The 18,534-nt window shown below is 64.5% G+C and carries 20 protein-coding genes and 1 pseudogene; 4 read left to right on the forward strand and 17 right to left on the reverse strand.

Features of this window, described 5'->3' with window-relative positions; all coding sequences use genetic code 11:
- Positions 1-42: 42 nt before the first annotated feature.
- Complete coding sequence (locus G542_RS0103050; RefSeq protein WP_027823347.1) at positions 43-1,218, reverse strand: branched-chain amino acid ABC transporter substrate-binding protein; 1,176 nt, start codon at positions 1,216-1,218, stop codon at positions 43-45.
- Positions 1,219-1,600: 382 nt separating this feature from the next.
- Here G542_RS0103050 and G542_RS0103055 point away from each other — a divergent pair, with 382 nt between their 5' ends.
- On the forward strand, positions 1,601-1,804 hold the full coding sequence (locus tag G542_RS0103055; RefSeq protein ID WP_027823348.1) for a DUF2788 domain-containing protein: 204 nt from the start codon (positions 1,601-1,603) through the stop codon (positions 1,802-1,804).
- Between the two features lie 79 nt (positions 1,805-1,883).
- Here G542_RS0103055 and G542_RS0103060 read toward each other — a convergent pair whose 3' ends face one another.
- The 14 genes and pseudogenes from G542_RS0103060 to G542_RS0103130 all read right to left on the reverse strand — a co-directional run bounded on the left by G542_RS0103060 (position 1,884) and on the right by G542_RS0103130 (position 12,789).
- On the reverse strand, positions 1,884-2,339 hold the full coding sequence (locus G542_RS0103060) for an outer membrane lipoprotein (RefSeq protein ID WP_012697430.1): 456 nt from the start codon (positions 2,337-2,339) through the stop codon (positions 1,884-1,886).
- 337 nt (positions 2,340-2,676) lie between these two features.
- Positions 2,677-3,681 (reverse strand): annotated as a pseudogene (locus tag G542_RS15730) (quinone-dependent dihydroorotate dehydrogenase); the annotation flags it as partial.
- Between the two features lie 49 nt (positions 3,682-3,730).
- Positions 3,731-4,555: an energy-coupling factor ABC transporter ATP-binding protein gene (locus G542_RS15735; protein ID WP_081666736.1), complete on the reverse strand. Its 825-nt coding sequence runs from the start codon at positions 4,553-4,555 to the stop codon at positions 3,731-3,733.
- Between the two features lie 98 nt (positions 4,556-4,653).
- Positions 4,654-5,496, reverse strand: a complete 843-nt coding sequence (locus tag G542_RS15740) for an energy-coupling factor ABC transporter ATP-binding protein (protein WP_051189875.1) — start codon at positions 5,494-5,496, stop codon at positions 4,654-4,656.
- A complete protein-coding gene (locus G542_RS0103080) occupies positions 5,487-6,197 on the reverse strand; it encodes an energy-coupling factor transporter transmembrane component T (protein ID WP_027823349.1) in 711 nt (236 codons plus the stop codon). The genes G542_RS15740 and G542_RS0103080 overlap by 10 nt, the downstream gene beginning before the upstream one ends.
- Entirely contained in the window at positions 6,197-6,772 is a 576-nt protein-coding gene (locus G542_RS0103085) for an ECF transporter S component (protein ID WP_027823350.1), read from the reverse strand. Before G542_RS0103085 ends, G542_RS0103080 begins: the two co-directional genes overlap by 1 nt.
- The gene (locus G542_RS0103090; RefSeq protein ID WP_027823351.1) at positions 6,769-7,206 is read right to left on the reverse strand and encodes a PPC domain-containing DNA-binding protein; all 438 of its coding nucleotides are present in this window, start codon (positions 7,204-7,206) and stop codon (positions 6,769-6,771) included. The genes G542_RS0103085 and G542_RS0103090 overlap by 4 nt, the downstream gene beginning before the upstream one ends.
- A gap of 152 nt (positions 7,207-7,358) precedes the next feature.
- Positions 7,359-7,946: a malonic semialdehyde reductase gene (locus G542_RS0103095; RefSeq protein ID WP_012697423.1), complete on the reverse strand. Its 588-nt coding sequence runs from the start codon at positions 7,944-7,946 to the stop codon at positions 7,359-7,361.
- A 33-nt stretch (positions 7,947-7,979) separates the two neighbouring features.
- Entirely contained in the window at positions 7,980-8,714 is a 735-nt protein-coding gene (locus tag G542_RS0103100; RefSeq protein ID WP_012697422.1) for a proteasome-type protease, read from the reverse strand.
- Between the two features lie 15 nt (positions 8,715-8,729).
- Positions 8,730-9,533 (reverse strand): transglutaminase family protein, encoded by an 804-nt coding sequence (locus tag G542_RS0103105; protein WP_027823352.1) that lies wholly within the window; start codon positions 9,531-9,533, stop codon positions 8,730-8,732.
- A complete protein-coding gene (locus G542_RS0103110) occupies positions 9,530-10,441 on the reverse strand; it encodes an alpha-E domain-containing protein (RefSeq protein WP_012697420.1) in 912 nt (303 codons plus the stop codon). The genes G542_RS0103105 and G542_RS0103110 overlap by 4 nt, the downstream gene beginning before the upstream one ends.
- Positions 10,442-10,443: 2 nt before the next feature.
- Complete coding sequence (locus G542_RS0103115) at positions 10,444-11,871, reverse strand: circularly permuted type 2 ATP-grasp protein (RefSeq protein ID WP_012697418.1); 1,428 nt, start codon at positions 11,869-11,871, stop codon at positions 10,444-10,446.
- Positions 11,872-11,885: 14 nt separating this feature from the next.
- Entirely contained in the window at positions 11,886-12,056 is a 171-nt protein-coding gene (locus G542_RS18380; RefSeq protein ID WP_012697417.1) for a hypothetical protein, read from the reverse strand.
- Between the two features lie 421 nt (positions 12,057-12,477).
- Positions 12,478-12,789 carry a hypothetical protein gene (locus G542_RS0103130; RefSeq protein WP_012697416.1) on the reverse strand — a complete coding sequence of 104 codons (312 nt, stop codon included), beginning with the start codon at positions 12,787-12,789 and terminating at the stop codon, positions 12,478-12,480.
- A 230-nt stretch (positions 12,790-13,019) separates the two neighbouring features.
- Between G542_RS0103130 and G542_RS0103135 the strand changes: the two genes are divergently transcribed.
- The 3 genes from G542_RS0103135 to G542_RS0103145 all read left to right on the forward strand — a co-directional run bounded on the left by G542_RS0103135 (position 13,020) and on the right by G542_RS0103145 (position 16,398).
- On the forward strand, positions 13,020-13,223 hold the full coding sequence (locus G542_RS0103135) for a cell division protein ZapB (RefSeq protein ID WP_012697415.1): 204 nt from the start codon (positions 13,020-13,022) through the stop codon (positions 13,221-13,223).
- Between the two features lie 155 nt (positions 13,224-13,378).
- On the forward strand, positions 13,379-14,530 hold the full coding sequence (locus tag G542_RS0103140; RefSeq protein WP_012697414.1) for an iron-containing alcohol dehydrogenase: 1,152 nt from the start codon (positions 13,379-13,381) through the stop codon (positions 14,528-14,530).
- Positions 14,531-15,075: 545 nt separating this feature from the next.
- Positions 15,076-16,398, forward strand: a complete 1,323-nt coding sequence (locus G542_RS0103145) for a sodium-dependent transporter (RefSeq protein ID WP_027823353.1) — start codon at positions 15,076-15,078, stop codon at positions 16,396-16,398.
- Between the two features lie 56 nt (positions 16,399-16,454).
- Here the strand turns inward: G542_RS0103145 and G542_RS15745 are convergent, their stop codons facing one another.
- Positions 16,455-18,047 (reverse strand): mechanosensitive ion channel family protein, encoded by a 1,593-nt coding sequence (locus G542_RS15745; RefSeq protein ID WP_012697412.1) that lies wholly within the window; start codon positions 18,045-18,047, stop codon positions 16,455-16,457.
- A 109-nt stretch (positions 18,048-18,156) separates the two neighbouring features.
- Positions 18,157-18,534 carry a deaminase RidA gene (ridA, locus tag G542_RS0103155; RefSeq protein ID WP_027823354.1) on the reverse strand — a complete coding sequence of 126 codons (378 nt, stop codon included), beginning with the start codon at positions 18,532-18,534 and terminating at the stop codon, positions 18,157-18,159.

Consider the following 18,534-nt stretch of genomic DNA (forward strand, 5'->3'; position numbering starts at 1 on the left):
AGCCACTCCGGGAGGAGTGGCTTTATGAGGGCTGGAACGGGTTTACTGACCGCCACCCACCACGTCGGCGATTTCCCACTGGCCGTTGCGTACCTGGTAGATGGTCACGGCGCCGTTCTTGCGGTTGCCGGCTTCGTCGAATTCGACCAGACCGGTGGCACCGTTGAACTTCGATTGCTGCACGGCCGGCAGATACTTGGCCGGATCAACCGAGTCGGCGCGCTTCATGGCATCGACCAGCACACGGGCAGCGTCATAGGCATAGGTGGAGTACAGCACGACACCGGCACCGGTCTTGGCCTTCAGCTTTTCCTCAAACGAGGTGTAGCCCGGCAGCTTGTCGCGCGGAGCGCCCGGCTGGCTGGAGTACTGGCCTTCGCCGGCATCACCGGAAAGCTGGAGGAATACCGGCGTATAGAGGCCGTCGCTGCCGAAGAGCTTGGCCTTGATGCCGAGTTTCTGCATCTGGCGGGCCATCGGTCCGGCCTGGGCGTCCATGCCGCCGTAGTAGATGGCATCAGGGTTGGCGGCCTTGATGGCCGTCAGGATGGCGGTAAAGTCCGTGGCCTTGTCATTGGTGAATTCGCGTTTGACGATTTCGGCACCGGCAGCCTTGGCGGCTTTTTCGAATTCGTCAGCCACGCCCTGGCCATAGGCCGTGCGGTCGTCGACCACGGCGATCTTCTTGATGCCTTGCTTGTTGACCACGAATTCGGCCATGGCCTGGCCTTGCTGCACGTCATCGGCAATCATGCGGAAGACGTTTTTGTAACCTTGCGAAGTCACTTGCGGGCTGGTGGCCGACGGGGTGATCTGCGGGATGCCGGCTTCGGCGTAGATCTTCGATGCGGTGATGGTCGGACCCGAGGTCAGGTGGCCCACCAGGCCGACAATCTTGTCGTCGACAAAGCGCTGGGCAACCTGGGTAGCGGTTTTCGGATCGCCGGCATCGTCGGCGCTGACCAGTTCGAACTTGACCTTCTGGCCGCCGATGACCAGACCTTCTGCATTGGCTTCATCCAGGGCGATGGCCACCCCGTTATCTGCATCCTTGCCCATATGGGCAACCGGGCCCGACAGCGGTGCGGCATGACCGATCTTGACCACTACTTCACCCGGCTCGGCAGTGGCGGCCTGGGTCGGTGCGGCTTCTTTCTGGCCGCATGCAGCCAGGGCGAGGGTCACGGCAGAAACTAACAACAGCTTTTGGGCATGCATGGATAACGCTCCCTGGTTCACGGTTTTTCAGAAATGACATGACGGGGGCGGATGCCGGCAGAAAGAAAGTCCTCCTCAAGCATGGCATTCGCTCATGACTGGCGAGTATCGTGATGGTATTTATTTATGTCAAAGCGAATGACAGTAAAAAAATGTGCGCATTTAATTGTATGCGGATGTAAATGCTGACAATACCGGAAAAGGCGGGGGAAGCTGCCGGTTTTGGCAGGAAAGACGAATGGCCTCTGTCTTTTTTGCCAGATGCCGGAATGCACGCCTTGCGTCGGGCCGGAAAACACATGGCATGCACGCGCCGAGGCGGAGGGTATAATCAGGCACCTACTGCAAGGGACTGATCAAAAAGATGGAATTTTTAAGCCACATGACTGAAGAGCAGTTTACCAATCTGTCGATGATTGTGCTGCTTGGCGGTCTGATCTGCTTTATGGCATTCATTATCTGGGACCTGGGAAAAAAGTCCGGTGCAGGGCGTTTTGGCACGTTCGTGCTGTTTCTGGCCTTGTTTGTCGGTGTATTGGGATTTGTCCTGAAAAACGTGCTGGTGGAATTTTTCCTGCTCGGTTGAGTAGTCTGGCAGACACAAGAACACGGCTCCGGAAATCCGGAGCCGTGTTTTTTACGGACGGCAGGATCGGGTCGGCTGTTCAGATGGGCTCCACCCGGGCAGCTCCGGCGCCGGAAAGCACCTGGACGCGTTGCCCCGGCTGGATGTTGACGTTGGCGTTCTGCACGATGTTCACGAGACGGCCGCTGTCCAGACGCACGGTAATCGACAGGCCGGGCTGGGTACCGCCACTGGATTGCAGCGCATTGGCTGCCGTACCACCCAGCATGGCACCTGCCACGGCACCGGCCACCGAGCCGGTGCCACGACCGATGGTACTGCCGGCCAGTCCGCCCAGCACCGTGCCGCCCAGGGTGTAAAGCTCGTTGCTTTTGCCCTGGATCTGCACGCTGCGCACGGCCTCGACCGTTCCGAGCTCGACAGACTGGACCTGCTGGACCTGCCCGGCCTGATACACGTCAGGCGAGTAGGTTGCACAACCGGTCAAGGTGACGGCGCCCAGTACCAAAAGGGCGAGAGGACGGAGATAGGACATGGTAAAGCTCCGGAAAAACGATTAAGCACTTACCACCATACCGTGCGACCGGCCGGCTGGCCACCCGAAATCACCGGCCTCAGGGCTGCCTGGGCGAGGTATCGGACCGAAGGGCTGCGGGAGCGGCCTCTGCCGCACTGTCAGTGGCCTGTTCCGGTGCAACGCCCTGCGGCTGATCGGGTTCATCCAGCGAAATGGCCAACTCGCCCGGGGCGACGGTTGCCGGAGCGCCCTCTGCGGCTGCCGGGTCGCCGGCAGTCTCCGGAGCCTCTGCGGTAACCGGCACGACGCGCTTGAACACGCGCTTGTCCGGATTCTGTTCGTAGTAGTACTGGCAGGCATCGGCCACGTCGCCGATCAGTCCAGGTCCCCGGAAGACCAGTCCGCTGTAGACCTGTACCAGCGTGGCACCAGCTTCCAGCTTGTTCCAGGCATCGGTGCCGCGGGTGATGCCGCCCACGCCGATGACCGGCAGGCGACCGGCCAGTGCCGTCGACAGCTCCGTGATGACTTCGGTCGAGCGGCTGACCAGTGGCGCACCGGACAATCCCCCCAGCTCGACCGCGCCCGGCAGGTGCAACACGCCGTTGCGCGAGATGGTGGTGTTGGTGGCGATCACGGCATCCATGCGGTGATAGGCCAGGAGGTCGGCAATCTCGCCGATCATGCCCGGCTCAAGGTCCGGAGCAATCTTGATGGCAACCGGCACGTAGCGGTCATGCTGGTCGGCCAGCTCCAGTTGCCGCATGCGCAGCGCACTCAGCAAGGAATTCAGTGCATCGCCCGATTGCAGGTCGCGCAGGTTTTTGGTGTTGGGCGACGAAATGTTGACGGCGATATAGCTTGCGTGTTCGTAGACCCGGTTGAGGCAGTACAGATAATCATCAATCGCCTTGTCGTTGGGCGTGGTGGCATTCTTGCCGATATTGATGCCGAGGATGCCGCGATAGCGGGCGCGCCGTACATTGGCGACCAGCGTGTCCACGCCTTCGTTGTTGAAGCCCATGCGGTTGATCAGTGCCTCGGCCGCCGGCAGGCGGAACATCCGCGGTCTGGGATTGCCACCCTGCGGCCGGGGCGTGACGGTGCCGATTTCGATGAAACCGAAACCCATGGCCGCCAGTGCATCGATGTAATCACCGTTCTTGTCCAGACCGGCAGCCAGACCGACCGGATTGGGGAACTTGAGTCCCATGACCTCGACCGGGCACTCGGCCACGCGTTTGTGGATAAAGCCGTCCAGTCCCCAGTTGTTCAGCGTGCGCAGAGTGTTGAGAGTCAGGTGATGGGTGTTTTCAGGATCGAGCTTGAAAAGCAGCGGTCGCACGAGAGCGTAGGGCATGATGGACGGTGTCGCCGGCATGAATGAACAGGATGTGCATTATATCCTGTCATGCCGTCCGGCCGTTTTGGCGATCTTGCCAGGATGCGTCCCATTGTGCGGCGAATGCCTCGGGCTGGCTGACAGGCTGCATCCCGAGGCCCCGGCCCAGGGCCGGCAAGGTAGGCGCCGGCAGCTCGTCCAGCGATTGCAGGCGCGGATCGGCCAGCACCCGTTCCGGCGGGCCGTCCGCCACCAGCCGGTGCTCTGCCAGATGCAGCACGCGTGACGCATGGCGGGCCACGAAATCAAGGTCATGGCTGATCATCAGCACGGCCTGCCCCTGATGCCTGGCGTGCTCCAGCCAGCGCTCGAACCGGGCCAGCCAGACCGCATCCAGATCGCGGGTCGGCTCGTCCAGCAGCAAAAGTCCGGGCGCCTGTGCGATCAGGCTGGCCAGCGTCACCATGCGGCGCGCGCCGGCGTCCAGGTCCAGCGGATGTGCCCGGGCCATGGCTTCCAGTCCGGTCAGGGCCAGTGCCTCGTCCACCCGGCGGCGGATGTCTGCTGCCGTTCTACCGGCAAGACGCGGGGCAAAGCCGACTTCCAGATCCACCCGGGCGTGACAGATCTGCCGCTCCGGCTCCTGGAACATCAGCCCGGCCAGCCGGGCCAGTGCCGGCGGGCGGGCCTCGCGCGTATCCACACCCGCCAGGCGCACCCGGCCGGAACCAGGGCGCAGCAGGCCGCACGCCAGCCGGAGCAGGGTGGATTTGCCCGCGCCGTTGGCCCCGACCAGGGCCGCGCATTCACCGGCGGCCAGCGTAAGGGAAATGTCTTGCAGCTGCCGGCTGCCGTCCGGCCAGTCAAAGCCGGCCTGTTCCAATTCCAGCATGTGTCGGGACTTCCTTTCCGGTCCCCCGGCAGGGGGATGATCCATGACCTGCAAGCCAGGCCCGGCGATGATGACGGCAAGCCCGGGCTTGCCGGAGTTCATTTCTGGGCCGCAAATGCCTGCAAAGCTTCCAGTGGCGTGACGGGGGCCGGAATGTCCGGGCACCAGTGTCCGGCAGCGCGGGCAGCCTGTGCCGCACGCAGGGCATCGCAGGCGGTGACATGCTGCAAGGCCGTATCCATCACCTCGCGCGGCGTGCCGCTGGCCACCTGCCGGCCGGCCTGCAACACGACGGCCCGGTCAGCGTAGCGGGCGGCGAGGTCAAAGTGTGATTCCAGCAGCACCAGCGCCAAGCCTTGCCCGCGCACCTGCCGGTGCAAGGTATCGAGACAGCTGCGGGCAGCGGCCGGCGTCAGGCGGCTGAATGCCTGGTCCAGCACCAGCAGGCGCGGCTGCATCGCCAGCGCGGCGGCCAGCACCACCCGCTGGGTTTCCCCGCCCGAGAGGCTGGCCGGATGCCGGTGGGCCAGATGGCCGGCATCACAGAGCGCAAGGCTGGTGTTGACCACCTGGCGGATGGCGTCCGGTGACTGGCCCAGGTTCTCGGGGCCGAACGCTACTTCTTCGGCCACGCTGAAGGCACAGCCGGTCAGGTGGCTGGCCGGTGTGCTGCCGACATACTGGATGTCGGTCGCCCAGTCGGCCGGCCGCCGGCCGGTCAGCGGCATACCGTCAAAGGTGGCCGTTCCTTCGGTGCTGGCCGCCAGCAGTTCCGGCACCCAGCCGGCCAGCCAGTGCGCCAGTGTGGTCTTGCCGCTGCCGTTGCCGCCCCAGACCGCCAGTGTTTCTCCGGCAGGAACGGAAAACGCCAGTCCTGCCAGGGCTGGTGCGGAGGCACCGCTGCGGGTGAGAGAAGCGTCGGCCAGGTGGATCAGTGCCATAACCAGCTCCCGGCCAGAATGATGGTTGCCAGCCCAGCGGCCTGCTGCAAGCGGCGGTCGGCCAGCTTGCTGGCAGGAGCATCAAGCGTGGTGCGATGCCGTTGCCGGCGGAAGGCGCGCGACTCCAGTGCCGCGGCCCGGTGGCTGACATCGGCCAGCGTCCAGCTGATCAGCGGAGCGGCCAGCGAAACCAGATGCCCGAGGCGTCGCCACCAGCCCGCGCGCGGGTCAAGCCCGCGTGCAGTCTGGGCTTCAATGATGGCCGCCAGCCGGCTCTTGAGCTGCTCGGACAGCAGCAGCGGGCTGGCCAGCAGGTAGGCCAGACCGGCCGGCAAACGACTGGCCAGCAGGGCACGGGTCAGCCTGGCTGGTGTCGTACCGGACAGCCACAGCAGAGTGCCGGCCAGAACCGTGCCGACGCGCAGCCACAGCAGCAGCGCCGGTTGCAGAATGGCCATCCGGTCGCTGGCCGGCGGTTGGCCCAGCCAGCCGTTCAGCCATTGGCCATGCACCAGCAGCAGCCCCAGTCCCAGCGGCAGCATCACCCACAGCCAGGCCTTGCGGCGCGGTCGTGCCGCAGGCCACAGCAGCAGTGCTGCCAGCAGACCGGCCAGCAACAGGCCCAGCCACAGCGGGCCGGACAGGCGCAGCGTTGCCAGCAGCAGCGGCAACAGCCAGACCAGACCGGTAAACGGATGCATCAGCGTACCGCGGCGGCCAGCGGAAACTGGCTGCGGGTCCGCTCGGCCAGCCCGCGCACGATCAGCCAGGCGATCAGGGCGCTGATGACCTTGTCGGCCAGGTTGACGCCCAGCACGGTAATGGCGACCGATTCGAGCAGTTTGCTGCCCATGGCGTTGAAATAGGCCACCACGAAGTCGGCACCGCTGCCGGTGGCACCGCCAAAGAGGTAGGCGCGGATCGGCGTGGCCACCAGCACCACTGCCAAGGTGATGACGAGGCTGGACAGCAGGACGCGCGGCAGGCTGCGAAAGCCGCCCATGCGCGCCAGCACGCCGGCCACCAGACCGATCACGGCGGCTACCGGCGCAAAGGCCGCGGCCACCGGGCTGGTGATCAGGCCCCAGATCAGGTTGGTGACCAGACCGGTGGTCATGGCGGCCAGCGGTCCGGCCAGCAGGGCCACCAGCAGGGTGCCGATGGAATCGAGGAAAACCGGCAGCTTGAGCATGGATGCGAGCTGGCCGATGACCATGTTGATGGCGATGCCGGCCGACATCAGTGTCAGCGTGCGGGTAGAAAAGACAGGTTTCATGCGGTCAGGGTCGGTGAGGGGGAAAAGGCCGGCGCTTCGATCACCAGCTCGTCGTAGCCGGATTGCGGGCAGGGGCGGCGGGCAAAGGCCAGTCCGTCCAGTGCGCCGATCACCAGTTCGCAGGTGGTGCGGATGATCGAGCCCGGCATGGCGTGTCCTCCGGTCATGTGACCGTGGCGGTCGGATACGGCCAGATGCAGGTGGGCGCCACCCGGTTCCAGCGTGCCGGACAGCTGGATGATTTCAAACGCGCCGGTCAGCACCGTGGTGTCCGGCTCACCGGCAAAACGCAGGCTGGCCACCGACAGGCTGCCGACCGCGCCGGCGATCCAGGCGGCGCGCAACTGGTGATGGCAGACGATGCGGTCCAGTGTGGCGAGCAATTCTTCGCCTGGCAGCAGGCGCACCACCAGAAAACGGGCAGAAGTCAGCATGGGATGAAAAAACCGAATGCCCGCACAGGCGGGCATTAATGATCGAAACGGGCGGCGATTCTAATGAACATCCGTCCGTGAACTCAAGCCTGCCTGGCCGCAGTGCTGCCAGGCGGTGTGCGTCGGGCCGGCGGACCACGGCCGGTTTGCGGTCAGATGATGCGGCAGGTGTCCTGGAACGCCGGTCGCGGACTGCGCGGGTGCAGCAGCGCGGCGTCACCGTAACCGAGGTTGACGAGGAAATTGGAGCGGTAGCGGCTTTCGGCAAAAAACTCGGCATCGACAGCGGTATTGTCAAAGCCCGACATCGGACCGCAGTCCAGCCCCAGTGCCCGGGCGGCCATGATCAGGTAAGCACCTTGCAGGCTGCCGTTGCGGAATGCCGTGGCTTCGATCAGGGCCTCGTTGCCGGCAAACCAGCTGCGGGCATCGGTATGCGGAAACAGCAACGGCAACTGCTCGTAGAACTCGAGGTCGTAGGCCACGATCACCGTCACCGGCGCCTGCATGGTCTGCTCCACATTGCCGGGCGCAAGGCAGGAGCGCAGCCGGACCTTGGCCTCGGGTGACTTGACGAACACGAACCGGCCCGGCTGGCAGTTGGCGCTGGTGGGTGCCATGCGCAGCAGGTCGTAGAGCTGCTCGAGCACAAAATCCGGCACCTCGCGCGGCTGCCAGGCGTGATGGGTGCGGGCGGCGAGAAAGAGCTGTTCAAGGGCGCTTTCGGCAATCGGGGTCATGACCTTGTCTCCTCGGAGCGAACGGTGTGTCTGTTATAGCCCCCGCATCCAGTCGGCGTCATCGAGTTCACCGAATACCCGCCGCAGCCCCTCGCCCCATTGCCGGCGCAGCTGCCGGTAATACGGTTGTTCGGCGTCGATGCGCTGCTGGACCGGCTGCCGGCTGTCACGCGGCAGCACCAGCGTGTCGATCGGCAGGCCGACCGACAGGTTGCTGCGGATGGTCGAATCAAACGAGATCAGCACGCACTTGAGCGCTTCGGCCAGCGGGGTGGCGAGGGTGATGACCCGGTCAAGGATCGGCTTGCCGTACTTGGCTTCACCGATCTGGAAATAAGGCGTGTCAGGCGAGGATTCGATGAAGTTGCCCTGCGGATAGACATGGAAAAGCCGGGGAATGTCACCGGCAATCTGGCCGCCCACGATCAGGCTGGCGCCGAAATCAATACCGCTGCCGCAGTCCTGTCCCCCGCTTTCCTGCCGGATGACCTCGCGCAGCGTCTGGCCCAGCTCACCGGCAATGTCGTAAAAGCAGCTGTGGTTGCCGACATGCTGCCCGGCCTCGTCCTGGCGTCGCCGGGCGAGATTGAGCACCGACTGGGTGGTGGCCAGGTTGCCGGCGTTGAGTACCACCACCGTTCTTTCCTGCGTGGCAACCAGCACGGTCAGCTTGCGGAACGAGGCGATGTGGTCGACGCCGGCATTGGTGCGGGTATCGGCTGCGAATACCAGGCCAGCGTCAAGGTTGAGGGCAACGCAGTAGGTCATGGCGGGGCCTTGTCGTCATTGCTGCTGTTGCTGGAGGGACTGTCCGACCCATGCGTCGCTGTCGAGGCGCTCTCCGCCGCCCCCGATGCGCACACCGCGTACCGGGCAGGCGTCCAGATAATCCATGCCGACGGCGAGCTTGAGGTAGCGGCCGTCGGCCCGGCAACCATTGGACGGATCCAGACCGTGCCAGTCGTCGCCGATGCGGACTTCGGCCCAGGCGTGGCTGGCCACTTCCGGCTGGTCTTCGGCATAGAGATAGCCGCTGACATAGCGGGCCGGCACACCCAGCGAGCGGCAGGCGGCGACGTACACCTGCGCGTGGTCCTGGCAGACGCCGGCACCGGCTGCGAAGGCTGCGGCAGCCGGAGTGGTGGCATCGGTCCGGCCCGGCAGGTAGGGCATGGCATCCAGAAGGGCATGCAGCATGGCCTCCAGCCCGGTGGCAGGCTCCCTGCCGACCAGTTCGGCAAACGGAGCGGCAAACTGCCGGATGGCACGGTCCGGCATGGTCAGCGGCGTGTGGCGCAGGTAGGGCAGAGGCGAAGCCGGGTCGGTTTCGATGGCCGGTCCGTCGCGGGTTTCAACCGTGCCGTTGGCCTGGATCAGGATTTCGTGGTGCGGATGATCCAGCGTCAGGGTGTGCAGCCAGTTGCCGAAGGCATCCCGGCTGCGGACGGCGCGGGCCGGCAGGCCCAGCTGCCAGTCGAGCACATGCTGGCGGGCCGAGTCGGCCGGTGTCAGCCGCAGGTACTGGGTGCTGTGGGCGACGCGTTCGTCGTAACGGTAAACCGTGCGGTGCTGGACCAGCAGTTTCATAGCGCCTCCAGGTATGCGTGCTGGATGCCGGTGTCGAGCTGGTGCAGCTCGTCCAGAAATCCGGCCAGATAGTGTGGCAGTCCTTCTGCCAGTACGTCGTCGATGTCCCCCCACGTCAGCATGGCCTCCAGCTCGGCCACCCGCCGCCGGACCTGGGGCACCTGCCGTCCGCCTGCCGGCAGCAAGACGGAGATTTCGTCGAGACAGCTTTTGAGGCTGCGGGGCAGGTCGGGTCGCAGGACCAGCAGTTCAGCCGCCCGCCGCAGGGTCAGGCTGTCGCGGTAGCAGCTCTGGTATGCCTCGATGGCGCTGACCGAGCGCAGCAGCGCCAGCAGCGGGTAATAGGCGTCGGCACCCCGCTCGCGGACGGCGGCATGGGCGCACAGCAGGCGGGCGGTGTTGTCGGCCCGCTCGACGAATGTACCGAGCCGCAGGAAATTGAACGCGTCGTTGCGCAGGCTGGTGCCGAACACGATGCCGCGAAAGAGGTGCGAGCGGTCCTTGACCCAGTCGGAGAATGCTCCGGGATCAATGTCCGGTGCGGCCAGCCGCGCCCTCAGTTCCAGCCAGGTGGTGTTGAGGGTTTCCCAGGTATCGGCGGTGATGCTGCCCCGCACCGCATGGGCATTTTCGCGCGCCCGCTTCAGGCAGCAGGCGATCGAGGCCGGTTCGTCCAGCGAAAAGCCCAGGGTCTGCCACAGGCCGGCAGGGGTGATGTCGCGGTGAACGGCCAGAAAGGCTGCCCGTGTGCCGGTCAGGGCCAGCGGGATGGCGATGTCCTCCTTGAGGTCGCGTCCCTGCGGCAGCAGGGCCAGTTCGCGGCTGACGTCCAGTGCCCGCGCCAGGTTTTCGGCCCGCTCCAGATAGCGGCTCATCCAGTAGAGATGCGATGCGGTACGCGACAGCATGATTACTCCTCCAGAACCCAGGTGTCCTTGGTGCCGCCGCCTTGCGACGAGTTCACCACCAGCGATCCCTCTGCCAGCGCCACGCGGGTCAGGCCGCCGGCCACCATGCGCGTCTGGCGGCCGGACAGCACGAACGGGCGCAGGTCGATATGACGCGGGGCGATGCCGGCCTCGACAAAGGTAGGGCAGGACGACAGGCACAGCGTCGGCTGGGCGATGTAGTTGTCCGGCCGGGCCAGGATGCGGGCGCGGAAGTTTTCCAGCTCGGCTCCGCTGGCCGCCGGCCCGACCAGCATGCCGTAACCGCCGGCACCGTGGACTTCCTTGACCACCAGCTCGGGCAAGTGCGCCAGCACATGGGCCAGGTCTTCATCGCGGCGCAGCTGCCAGGTCGGTACGTTGTCCAGCAGCGGTTCTTCGCCGAGGTAAAAGCGGATCATGTCGGGCACGAAGGGATACACCGACTTGTCGTCGGCCACGCCGGTGCCGATGGCGTTGGACAGCACCACGTTGCCCTTGCGGTAGACCGACAGCAGGCCCGGCACGCCGAGAAGCGAGTCGCTGCGAAAGGCCAGCGGGTCGAGAAAGGCGTCGTCCACCCGGCGGTAGATCACGTCCACCCGCTGCGGCCCGGCGGTGGTGCGCATCCAGACATGCTCGTTCTTGACGAAAAGATCGGGGCCTTCGACCAGCTCCACGCCCATCTGGCGGGCCAGGAAGGCGTGCTCGAAATAGGCCGAGTTGTGCGGGCCGGGAGTCAGGACCACGATGGCGGGTTGTTCGACCTCGGTGGATTCGCGCAGGGTTTGCAGCAGCAGGTCGGGGTAGTGCTCGACCGGCGCGACCGGTTGCCGGGCAAACAGCTCCGGAAACAGCCGCATCATGATCTTGCGGTTTTCCAGCATGTACGACACCCCGGACGGCACGCGCAGGTTGTCCTCCAGCACGTAAAAACGCCCGTCGGCATGGCGGATGATGTCGATGCCGGCAATGTGGGCGTATGTCCGGTTGGGCAGGCCCACGCCCTGCATGGCCATCTGGAACTGGGTGTTGGTCAGCAGCAGCCCGGCCGGAATGATGCCGGCAGCAATGATGGCCTGCTCGTGGTAGAGGTCGTGCAGGAAGGCATTGAGGGCGGCCACGCGCTGCGTCAGCCCGCGTTCCAGCAGGCGCCAGTCTGCTGCGGGCAGGATGCGCGGAACGGCGTCGAACGGAATCAGCCGCTCGGCGCCGGCTTCGTCACCGTATACGGCGAAGGTGATGCCTCCGCGGAAGAACAGCCCGTCTGCTTCACGGCGACGCGCGGCCAGCCAGTCGTCGTCACGGCCGGCCAGCCAGGCCAGATAGGGCCGGTAGTGCTCACGGGCTTGTCCGTCTGCCAGCAGCATTTCGTCGAAATGCCCGGCTGGCGGCGAATGCAGGTTCGGCATGATGCACGGCTCCGTCAGGGATCATGCCGGATGCTGTTGCAAGCACCATGCCAGCCTTGCGGACCGGCACGCGGGGTATCCAGGAGCGGTTGCAGCCAGGGCAAGGCAACGATGCGCACCATGATGGTGCCCAGGCCGGCGGAGGGCATGCCGGCGGGCAACAGGCCGGGGCAGGTGCCTGGCACGGGCCTTTACCGTGTTGCGCCACGCGGTGTTTTGGGGCAGGCCAGCCGGAAGTGTTCATGCTGCTCCTGGGCATGTTTCCACGACCCGAAGGAGATACCGCGCGGCACAATGGAACCGGCAGGGCGTGATGGCGAGTACAGAAGCCGTCTGGCCGTGCAAGGCGGAGCCGGTAGCCGGCAGGGATGGCCGTTGCTGCCGTTACGCCGGACTGATATGGCGGGCAAGGCTGGCCCGACCGGACTGGCCATCATCGGGAATGCAGGTCCTGCTGCCAGCCGGGGCAGCGGGCCGGGTGAAGGTTTGTAGCGGAGCGGGCCGGTGGTGATTCAGGCAGTTACGGAAAAAGCCCGACCGGCCCCCGCTCGCTGACCGGTCCGGGCAGGCCCGATGCTGCGGTCCGGTGTACTGCCGGCGGCAGGATCAGTCGTCCCAGTCATGGTAGCGGCGATACCGGTGATGGCGTTTGCGGTACTGTTTTTCGTGGTAGTAATGGCGCGGAGCCGGCCGGTAGTGGCGCTCGCGCGGTACAGCGATGGCAGCCCCGGCGGCACCGCCGAGCGCGCCACCGATGACGGCTCCGTCACGACCGCCAAACTGGTGGCCGAGGGCAGCGCCGACACCGCCGCCAATGGCGCCTCCCAGGAGGGCGTCCCCCTGTCCGCTGGCAAAGGCCGCCGGCAGGGCCAACAGTCCGGCCAGGCCCAGAACGGAAAATGTGTGCAGGATTTTCATGGTCAGACACGTCAGCTGGAATGACTGCCAGTATGCGGCAAGCCTGGCTGCGCGCGTGTAAGCGCATGTCGCAAAATGTAGAGAACCCGGGTGATGCATGCCGCCGGTTGTCCGGCCGGAGGAGCGGGTTGCCCCGAAACTGCAACGGGGTTGATACTATCGATAAAAAATGCGTGGCATGTCGCCCCGTCACCTTGCGAATGTGCAGTCTTTACCCAGGGAGTGAAACCATGTCGACCGAATTGCTGGACCAGCTGGAAACCCGGATTGGCGCCCTGACCGACCAGGTCATGCTGATGAAAATGGAGATCGACGAACTCAAGGCCCAGCACACCATGCTGAACGAGGAAAACCAGAAGCTGCGTGATGAACGCAAGCAATGGTCCGAGCGTTTGCAATCCCTCCTGGGCAAGCTCGAACAGATCGAAGCCTGAGCGCCTGACGCAGTCCGGCCCCCGCCGCGCCTGTCCGGTGCCGCGGGGGTTTTGTCGTCAAAAAGGTCAGCCGGCTTGCAGGAATGGCCGAGTCGGACGACGATTGGCTCCTTGTTTGTTGCCAGCCCGGGCTGGCAGGTGTCAGGAGCCGATTCATGAAATTCAGTTTTGCCAACCCGTCCCGTATCGTTTTTGGCCAGGGGCAGATTGCTGCCCTGGCCGGTCTGGTGCCCGCCGGCGCCCGAGTCCTCCTGATGTACGGAGGCGGTTCCATCAAGCGCAACGGCGTCTGGGAGCAGGTGCGCACTGCCCTGGGCGAGCGTGTTGTGGTGGAGTTTGCCGGGGTGGAAGTCAATCCCGATGTCTCGACGCTGGACCGCGCAGTGGCCCTGGCCAAGGCCGAAGGTCTGGACTATGTGCTGGCCGTCGGTGGCGGTTCGGTGATTGACGGTGCCAAATACGTGGCCGCTGCCGCCTGCTACGACGGCGAAGGCTGGGACATCCTGACGCACCGCCACGTACCGCAGGCCGCGCTGCCGCTGGGCGTGGTGCTGACCCTGGCCGCCACCGGGTCGGAATCCAATGTCAATTCGGTCGTCAGCCGGCGCGCCACGGGCGAGAAACTGGCATTTGCCAGCGAGCATGTCTATCCGCACTTTGCCGTGCTTGACCCTTCGGTGCTGGCCAGTCTGCCGGACCGCCAGCTGGTCAACGGACTGGCCGATGCCTTTGTGCATGTCTGCGAGCAGTATCTGACCCGGCCCGGCCAGACCCCGGTACAGACCGGCTACGCCGAAGTGCTGCTGAATACGCTGCACGACCTGGCTCAGCGCTTTGACATGCGCCGCGAGCCTGAATGGCTGGAGTCGCTGATGTGGAGTGCCAACCAGGCGCTGAACGGGTTGATTGGCCAGGGCGTGGTCCAGGACTGGGCCACGCACCGGATCGGGCACGAATTCACCGCCCGCTACGGCCTTGACCACGCACGCACTCTTACCCTGGTGCAACCGGCCCTGCTGCGCGAAACCCTGCCGGAAAAGCAGGCGCGGCTGGAGCGGATGGGCGCCCGGGTGTTTGGCCTGACCGGTGAAGGCGAACAGCTGGCGCGCGGCACCATCGTGGCGCTGGAGGCGTTTTACCGTGCGCTGGGCCTGCCGGTGTGCCTGCGTGATACCGACATTGAAGATGTTGATTGCGCCAGCCACATTCTTGAGGCACTGAAACAGCACAATATGCTGCCATTGGGTGAATCCGGCTGTATTGATGCCGAACGCGCTGCCAGGATTCTGGCCGACGCCTGCCGCTGATCAGCTGCAAACCATTCGTCAGCCCCTGTGGTTCAGTCCGCAGGGGCTGTTTTCTCATGTGCCAGGACCCTCCTGTTAAAAACTTCACAATCCTGGCGTGTCTGGCCGGAAAAAACAGCGTTTTCAGGGAACGGTCCGGAAAAATCGCCAAAAAGCTGCCGAAATATGCCGATGTCAGGCAGATTGTGGCGCGCAGATATTTATCCTGCTGTTTTGTCAGGATAAAAACAGGGATTTATGGCTGCAATACCGAATATTTATTCTTAAAACCGATAATGACTTTGTATATAGTCTACGGAACTTCTCCGGGTCAGTGATTCATTCCGCAAAACGGAAGGCTTCCCGGAGGCGATCGGAGTTGGAACCGGAACCCAGAACGACCGCGCGTCACAAACGCGGCGGTCGCGGCAAGTTTCCGCTCACCCACAGTCGGGAGAGTTCCGTGCATGCAGGCCATGCGCTCAGCTCCACTTTCGCCGCACGGCCGCCAGCCTGAAGCTGGCTGTGGCCGTGCTCTGCCAATCCGATTGATTCAGACTGTTTACATGGCTCGTTCACAATGGGGCTCTCGCCTCGGTTTCATTCTTGCTGCTGCCGGCTCGGCCATCGGCCTTGGCGCCATCTGGAAATTTCCCTACGTCGCTGCCCAGAACGGTGGCGGTGCCTTCCTGCTGATTTTCCTTGCGTTCGTGTTCACGCTCGGGGTGACGCTGATGATGGCCGAGATGGCCATGGGCCGTGCTGCGCATGACAGCGCCGTCGGCACTTTCCGCAAGCTCGGCGGCAAGCCGTGGTCGGTGGTCGGCTATATCTGTGTGCTGGTCGGCTTCCTGATCCTGTCGTTCTACAGCGTGGTCGGTGGCTGGACCATCGCCTATCTGGTCAAGTCGATCGGCGGCACTGCGCTGTCGAGCGACCCGAAGGCGCTGGGCGAGGCATTCGGCCGGTTCATCGCCAACCCGACCGAACCCTTGTGGTATCACGCCGGCTTCATGGCGCTGACCGTCGGCGTGGTGCTGGGCGGTGTGCAGCACGGCATTGAAAAACTGTCCAAGTTCCTGATGCCGGCGCTGTTCATCCTCATGCTGGGCCTGATCGTGCGCGGCCTGACCCTGCCGGGCGCGATGGAAGGGGTGGCGTATTTCCTGACGCCGGATTTCTCGCGGGTGACGGCTTCGACCGTGATCGATGCACTGGGCCTAGCTTTCTTCTCGCTGTCCCTCGGCATGGGCGCCATGATCACCTACGGTTCGTACGTGCAGTCGAGCACGTCGATTCCAGGCTCAGCCATGTGGGTGGTGACGCTGACGACGCTGGTGTGCTTCCTCGCGGGCCTGATGGTCTTGCCGGCAGTGTTTGCCTTCGGTTTTGACCCGTCCGCCGGCCCGGGGCTGACCTTCATCACCATGCCTGCCGTGTTCTCGCACATGGTCGGCGGCCAGTTCTTTGCCATTGCCTTTTTCACCCTGCTGCTGGTGGCTGCGCTGACCTCGTCGGTGTCGCTGATGGAGGTGGTGACGAGCTTCATGATCGATGAATTCGGCATGAAGCGGGTGCCGGCTGCCATCGTGATGGCGCTGCTGATGTTTGCCCTCGGTGTGCCGGCCTCGCTGTCGCTGGGCATCTGGGCGGATTACACCGTGTTCGGCAAAGGCGTGTTCGACCTGCTGGACTATGCAACGTCCAATCTGCTGATGCCGCTGGGGGGCGTGTTTACCGCCATCCTGGCCGGCTGGAAGGTGTGGGACGTGGTCTCGGCCCAGCTGATCGCCAACAGCCGTTTTGCCCCGCTGCTGCCGGCCATGAAGATTACCTGCCGCTACTTCGCACCGGTCCTGATCGGCTGGGTGCTGGTCAAGAACCTCTGACCCGGTCCGCAGCAATGCAGTTTCCGACGCCCCGGCCTTGCCGGGGCGTTGTTTTTTCAGGCTGGCCGGTCCTGGGGCGGACGGGCCGGTGCGGCATACCAGTTGGCTGGCGGCACGACCTGCAATTCGGCCGGATCGCCCTCGTAGTGGGGCGAAGTGATCTGCACGCCGTATTCGTTGAAGACATCGAGAATATGGCTGTTGAGCTCGTCGAGGATCCGGGCGCGCTGGGCCGGTTCGTCCAGCGAGACGCGCAGGCTGTATTCAACGTAGAAATCGCTGAGGGCAGTCTGGAACACGAAGGGCGCCGGCTCCTGCCGCACGCCGCGGGTGCGGTGCGCAGCCTCCAGCAGCATGGCTTCCACCTGGCGCCAGGGGGTGGCGTAACCGATGGTGAGCTGGACGCTGCTGATGACGCCGCCGCCCGCTGCCAGCCGCGAGTAGTTCTTGACACTCTGGCTGACCAGCACCGAATTGGGGATGCTGATTTCTTCGCGCATGTTGGTGTGGATGCGGGTGGCAAAGAGGCCGATGGCCTGCACCGTGCCTTCCTCGCCGGCCACGCTGACGTATTCGCCGACCTTGAGCGAGCGCGAATAGATCAGGATCAACCCGCTGGCAAACTGGCTGACCACGCCGGATGCACCCAGCGACACCATCAGGCCCAGTACGACCGACAGACCCTTGAAAGCCTCGGTGTTGGACCCCGGCAGATACGGGTAAATCATGGCCAGGGCGAACAGCCAGAGCAGCACGGTCAGCAGCTTGCGGGTGGTGCCGGCCGTGTCCTGGTCGAAAAACGGCAGCTCCAGCTCGCCTTTTTCCACCCGGGACAGCACGTAGCCCAGCAGGCGGACCGTGATGCGGGTCAGGACCAGTATGGCGATGACCACGCCGAGGCCGGGCAGGGCTTCGACCAGTGCATCGCCAAACCGGAACAGCAGGTCCAGCAGGTACTGGTTCAGCGCCTCGCCCCAGGCGCGGGTCAGCGGGAACACCGACAGCAGCAGGCTGAGGCTGGTGTAGAGCAGTGCCAGCACCCACAGGGCATGGACCAGATGGGTAAAGCGGTAGGCCGAACGCAGCCAGAGTGGCCCGGCCAGCCAGCTCACTTCGCGTGGCCAGTGGTTGTCGATCCAGTGCACGCACCAGCGACGGATGCGGATGCCGAAATTGATCAGCAGGGCGGTGATCAGGATGATCAGTGCCGCTTTCAGCAGTGCCAGTGCCAGCTGGCCGGGACCGGCCAGCTCGTTTCGTTCGCGGATGATCAGGTTGAGGGTGTCGACTGCATGTTGTGCCACCTGCTCCTGGGTTTCTGCCGTCAGCGGGTTGGCATCACCAGGCTGGACGGTGAAGAGGTAGCGGCCGTCCATCTCGATGTAGTAATTCTGGCCGGCCCGCTGCATGGTGACCGGGCGGGTTGCACCGGCAGACAGCATGTTGCGGATGCGCTCGGTGGCAATGGAGGCCCGGTCGGCGGGCGGATAGCCGAGCAGCGGCACCCGGAAAGTCATCACGTCGCGCTGGTCGATCGTCAGGACAGCGCTGGCAGGTACGGCAGCCGGCACTGGCGGAGGTGTCTGCGCCCACGCCGGAGCAACCGTCCACCACAGACAAAACCACAGGATGCGCACGACAGACCACATGACAGGATTCCAGACCATTCAGGATGTATTCAATGTAGTGCCTGAATCGCCGGACCAGAAAAAACCCGCCGGAATGGCGGGTGGCGGGCAAGGTATCAATTGCGGGTTTTCAGAACACCAGCACGCCTTCGGCTTCCACCAGGGCGCCGCGCGGCAGCGAGGCCACGCCGACGGCTGCGCGGGCCGGGAACGGTTCGCTGACGTACTGGCTCATGATTTCGTTGACCCTGGCAAAGTGAGAGAGGTCCGTCAGGTAGACATTCAGCTTGACGAGGTCATTGAGCGATCCGCCGGCGGCTTCGCAGACTGCCGACAGGTTCTTGAACACCTGGTGGATCTGCGCTTCGATGCCGTCCACCAGCTGCATGGTGGCCGGATCAAGCGGGATCTGGCCCGACAGGTAGACGGTGTCGCCTGCGCGCACGGCTTGCGAATAGGCACCGATGGCTGCCGGGGCCCGGTCGGTGTGGATGATGGTTTTGGCCAT

It is taken from the genome of Laribacter hongkongensis DSM 14985 (assembly GCF_000423285.1).
Taxonomy (GTDB): Bacteria; Pseudomonadota; Gammaproteobacteria; order Burkholderiales; family Aquaspirillaceae; genus Laribacter; species Laribacter hongkongensis.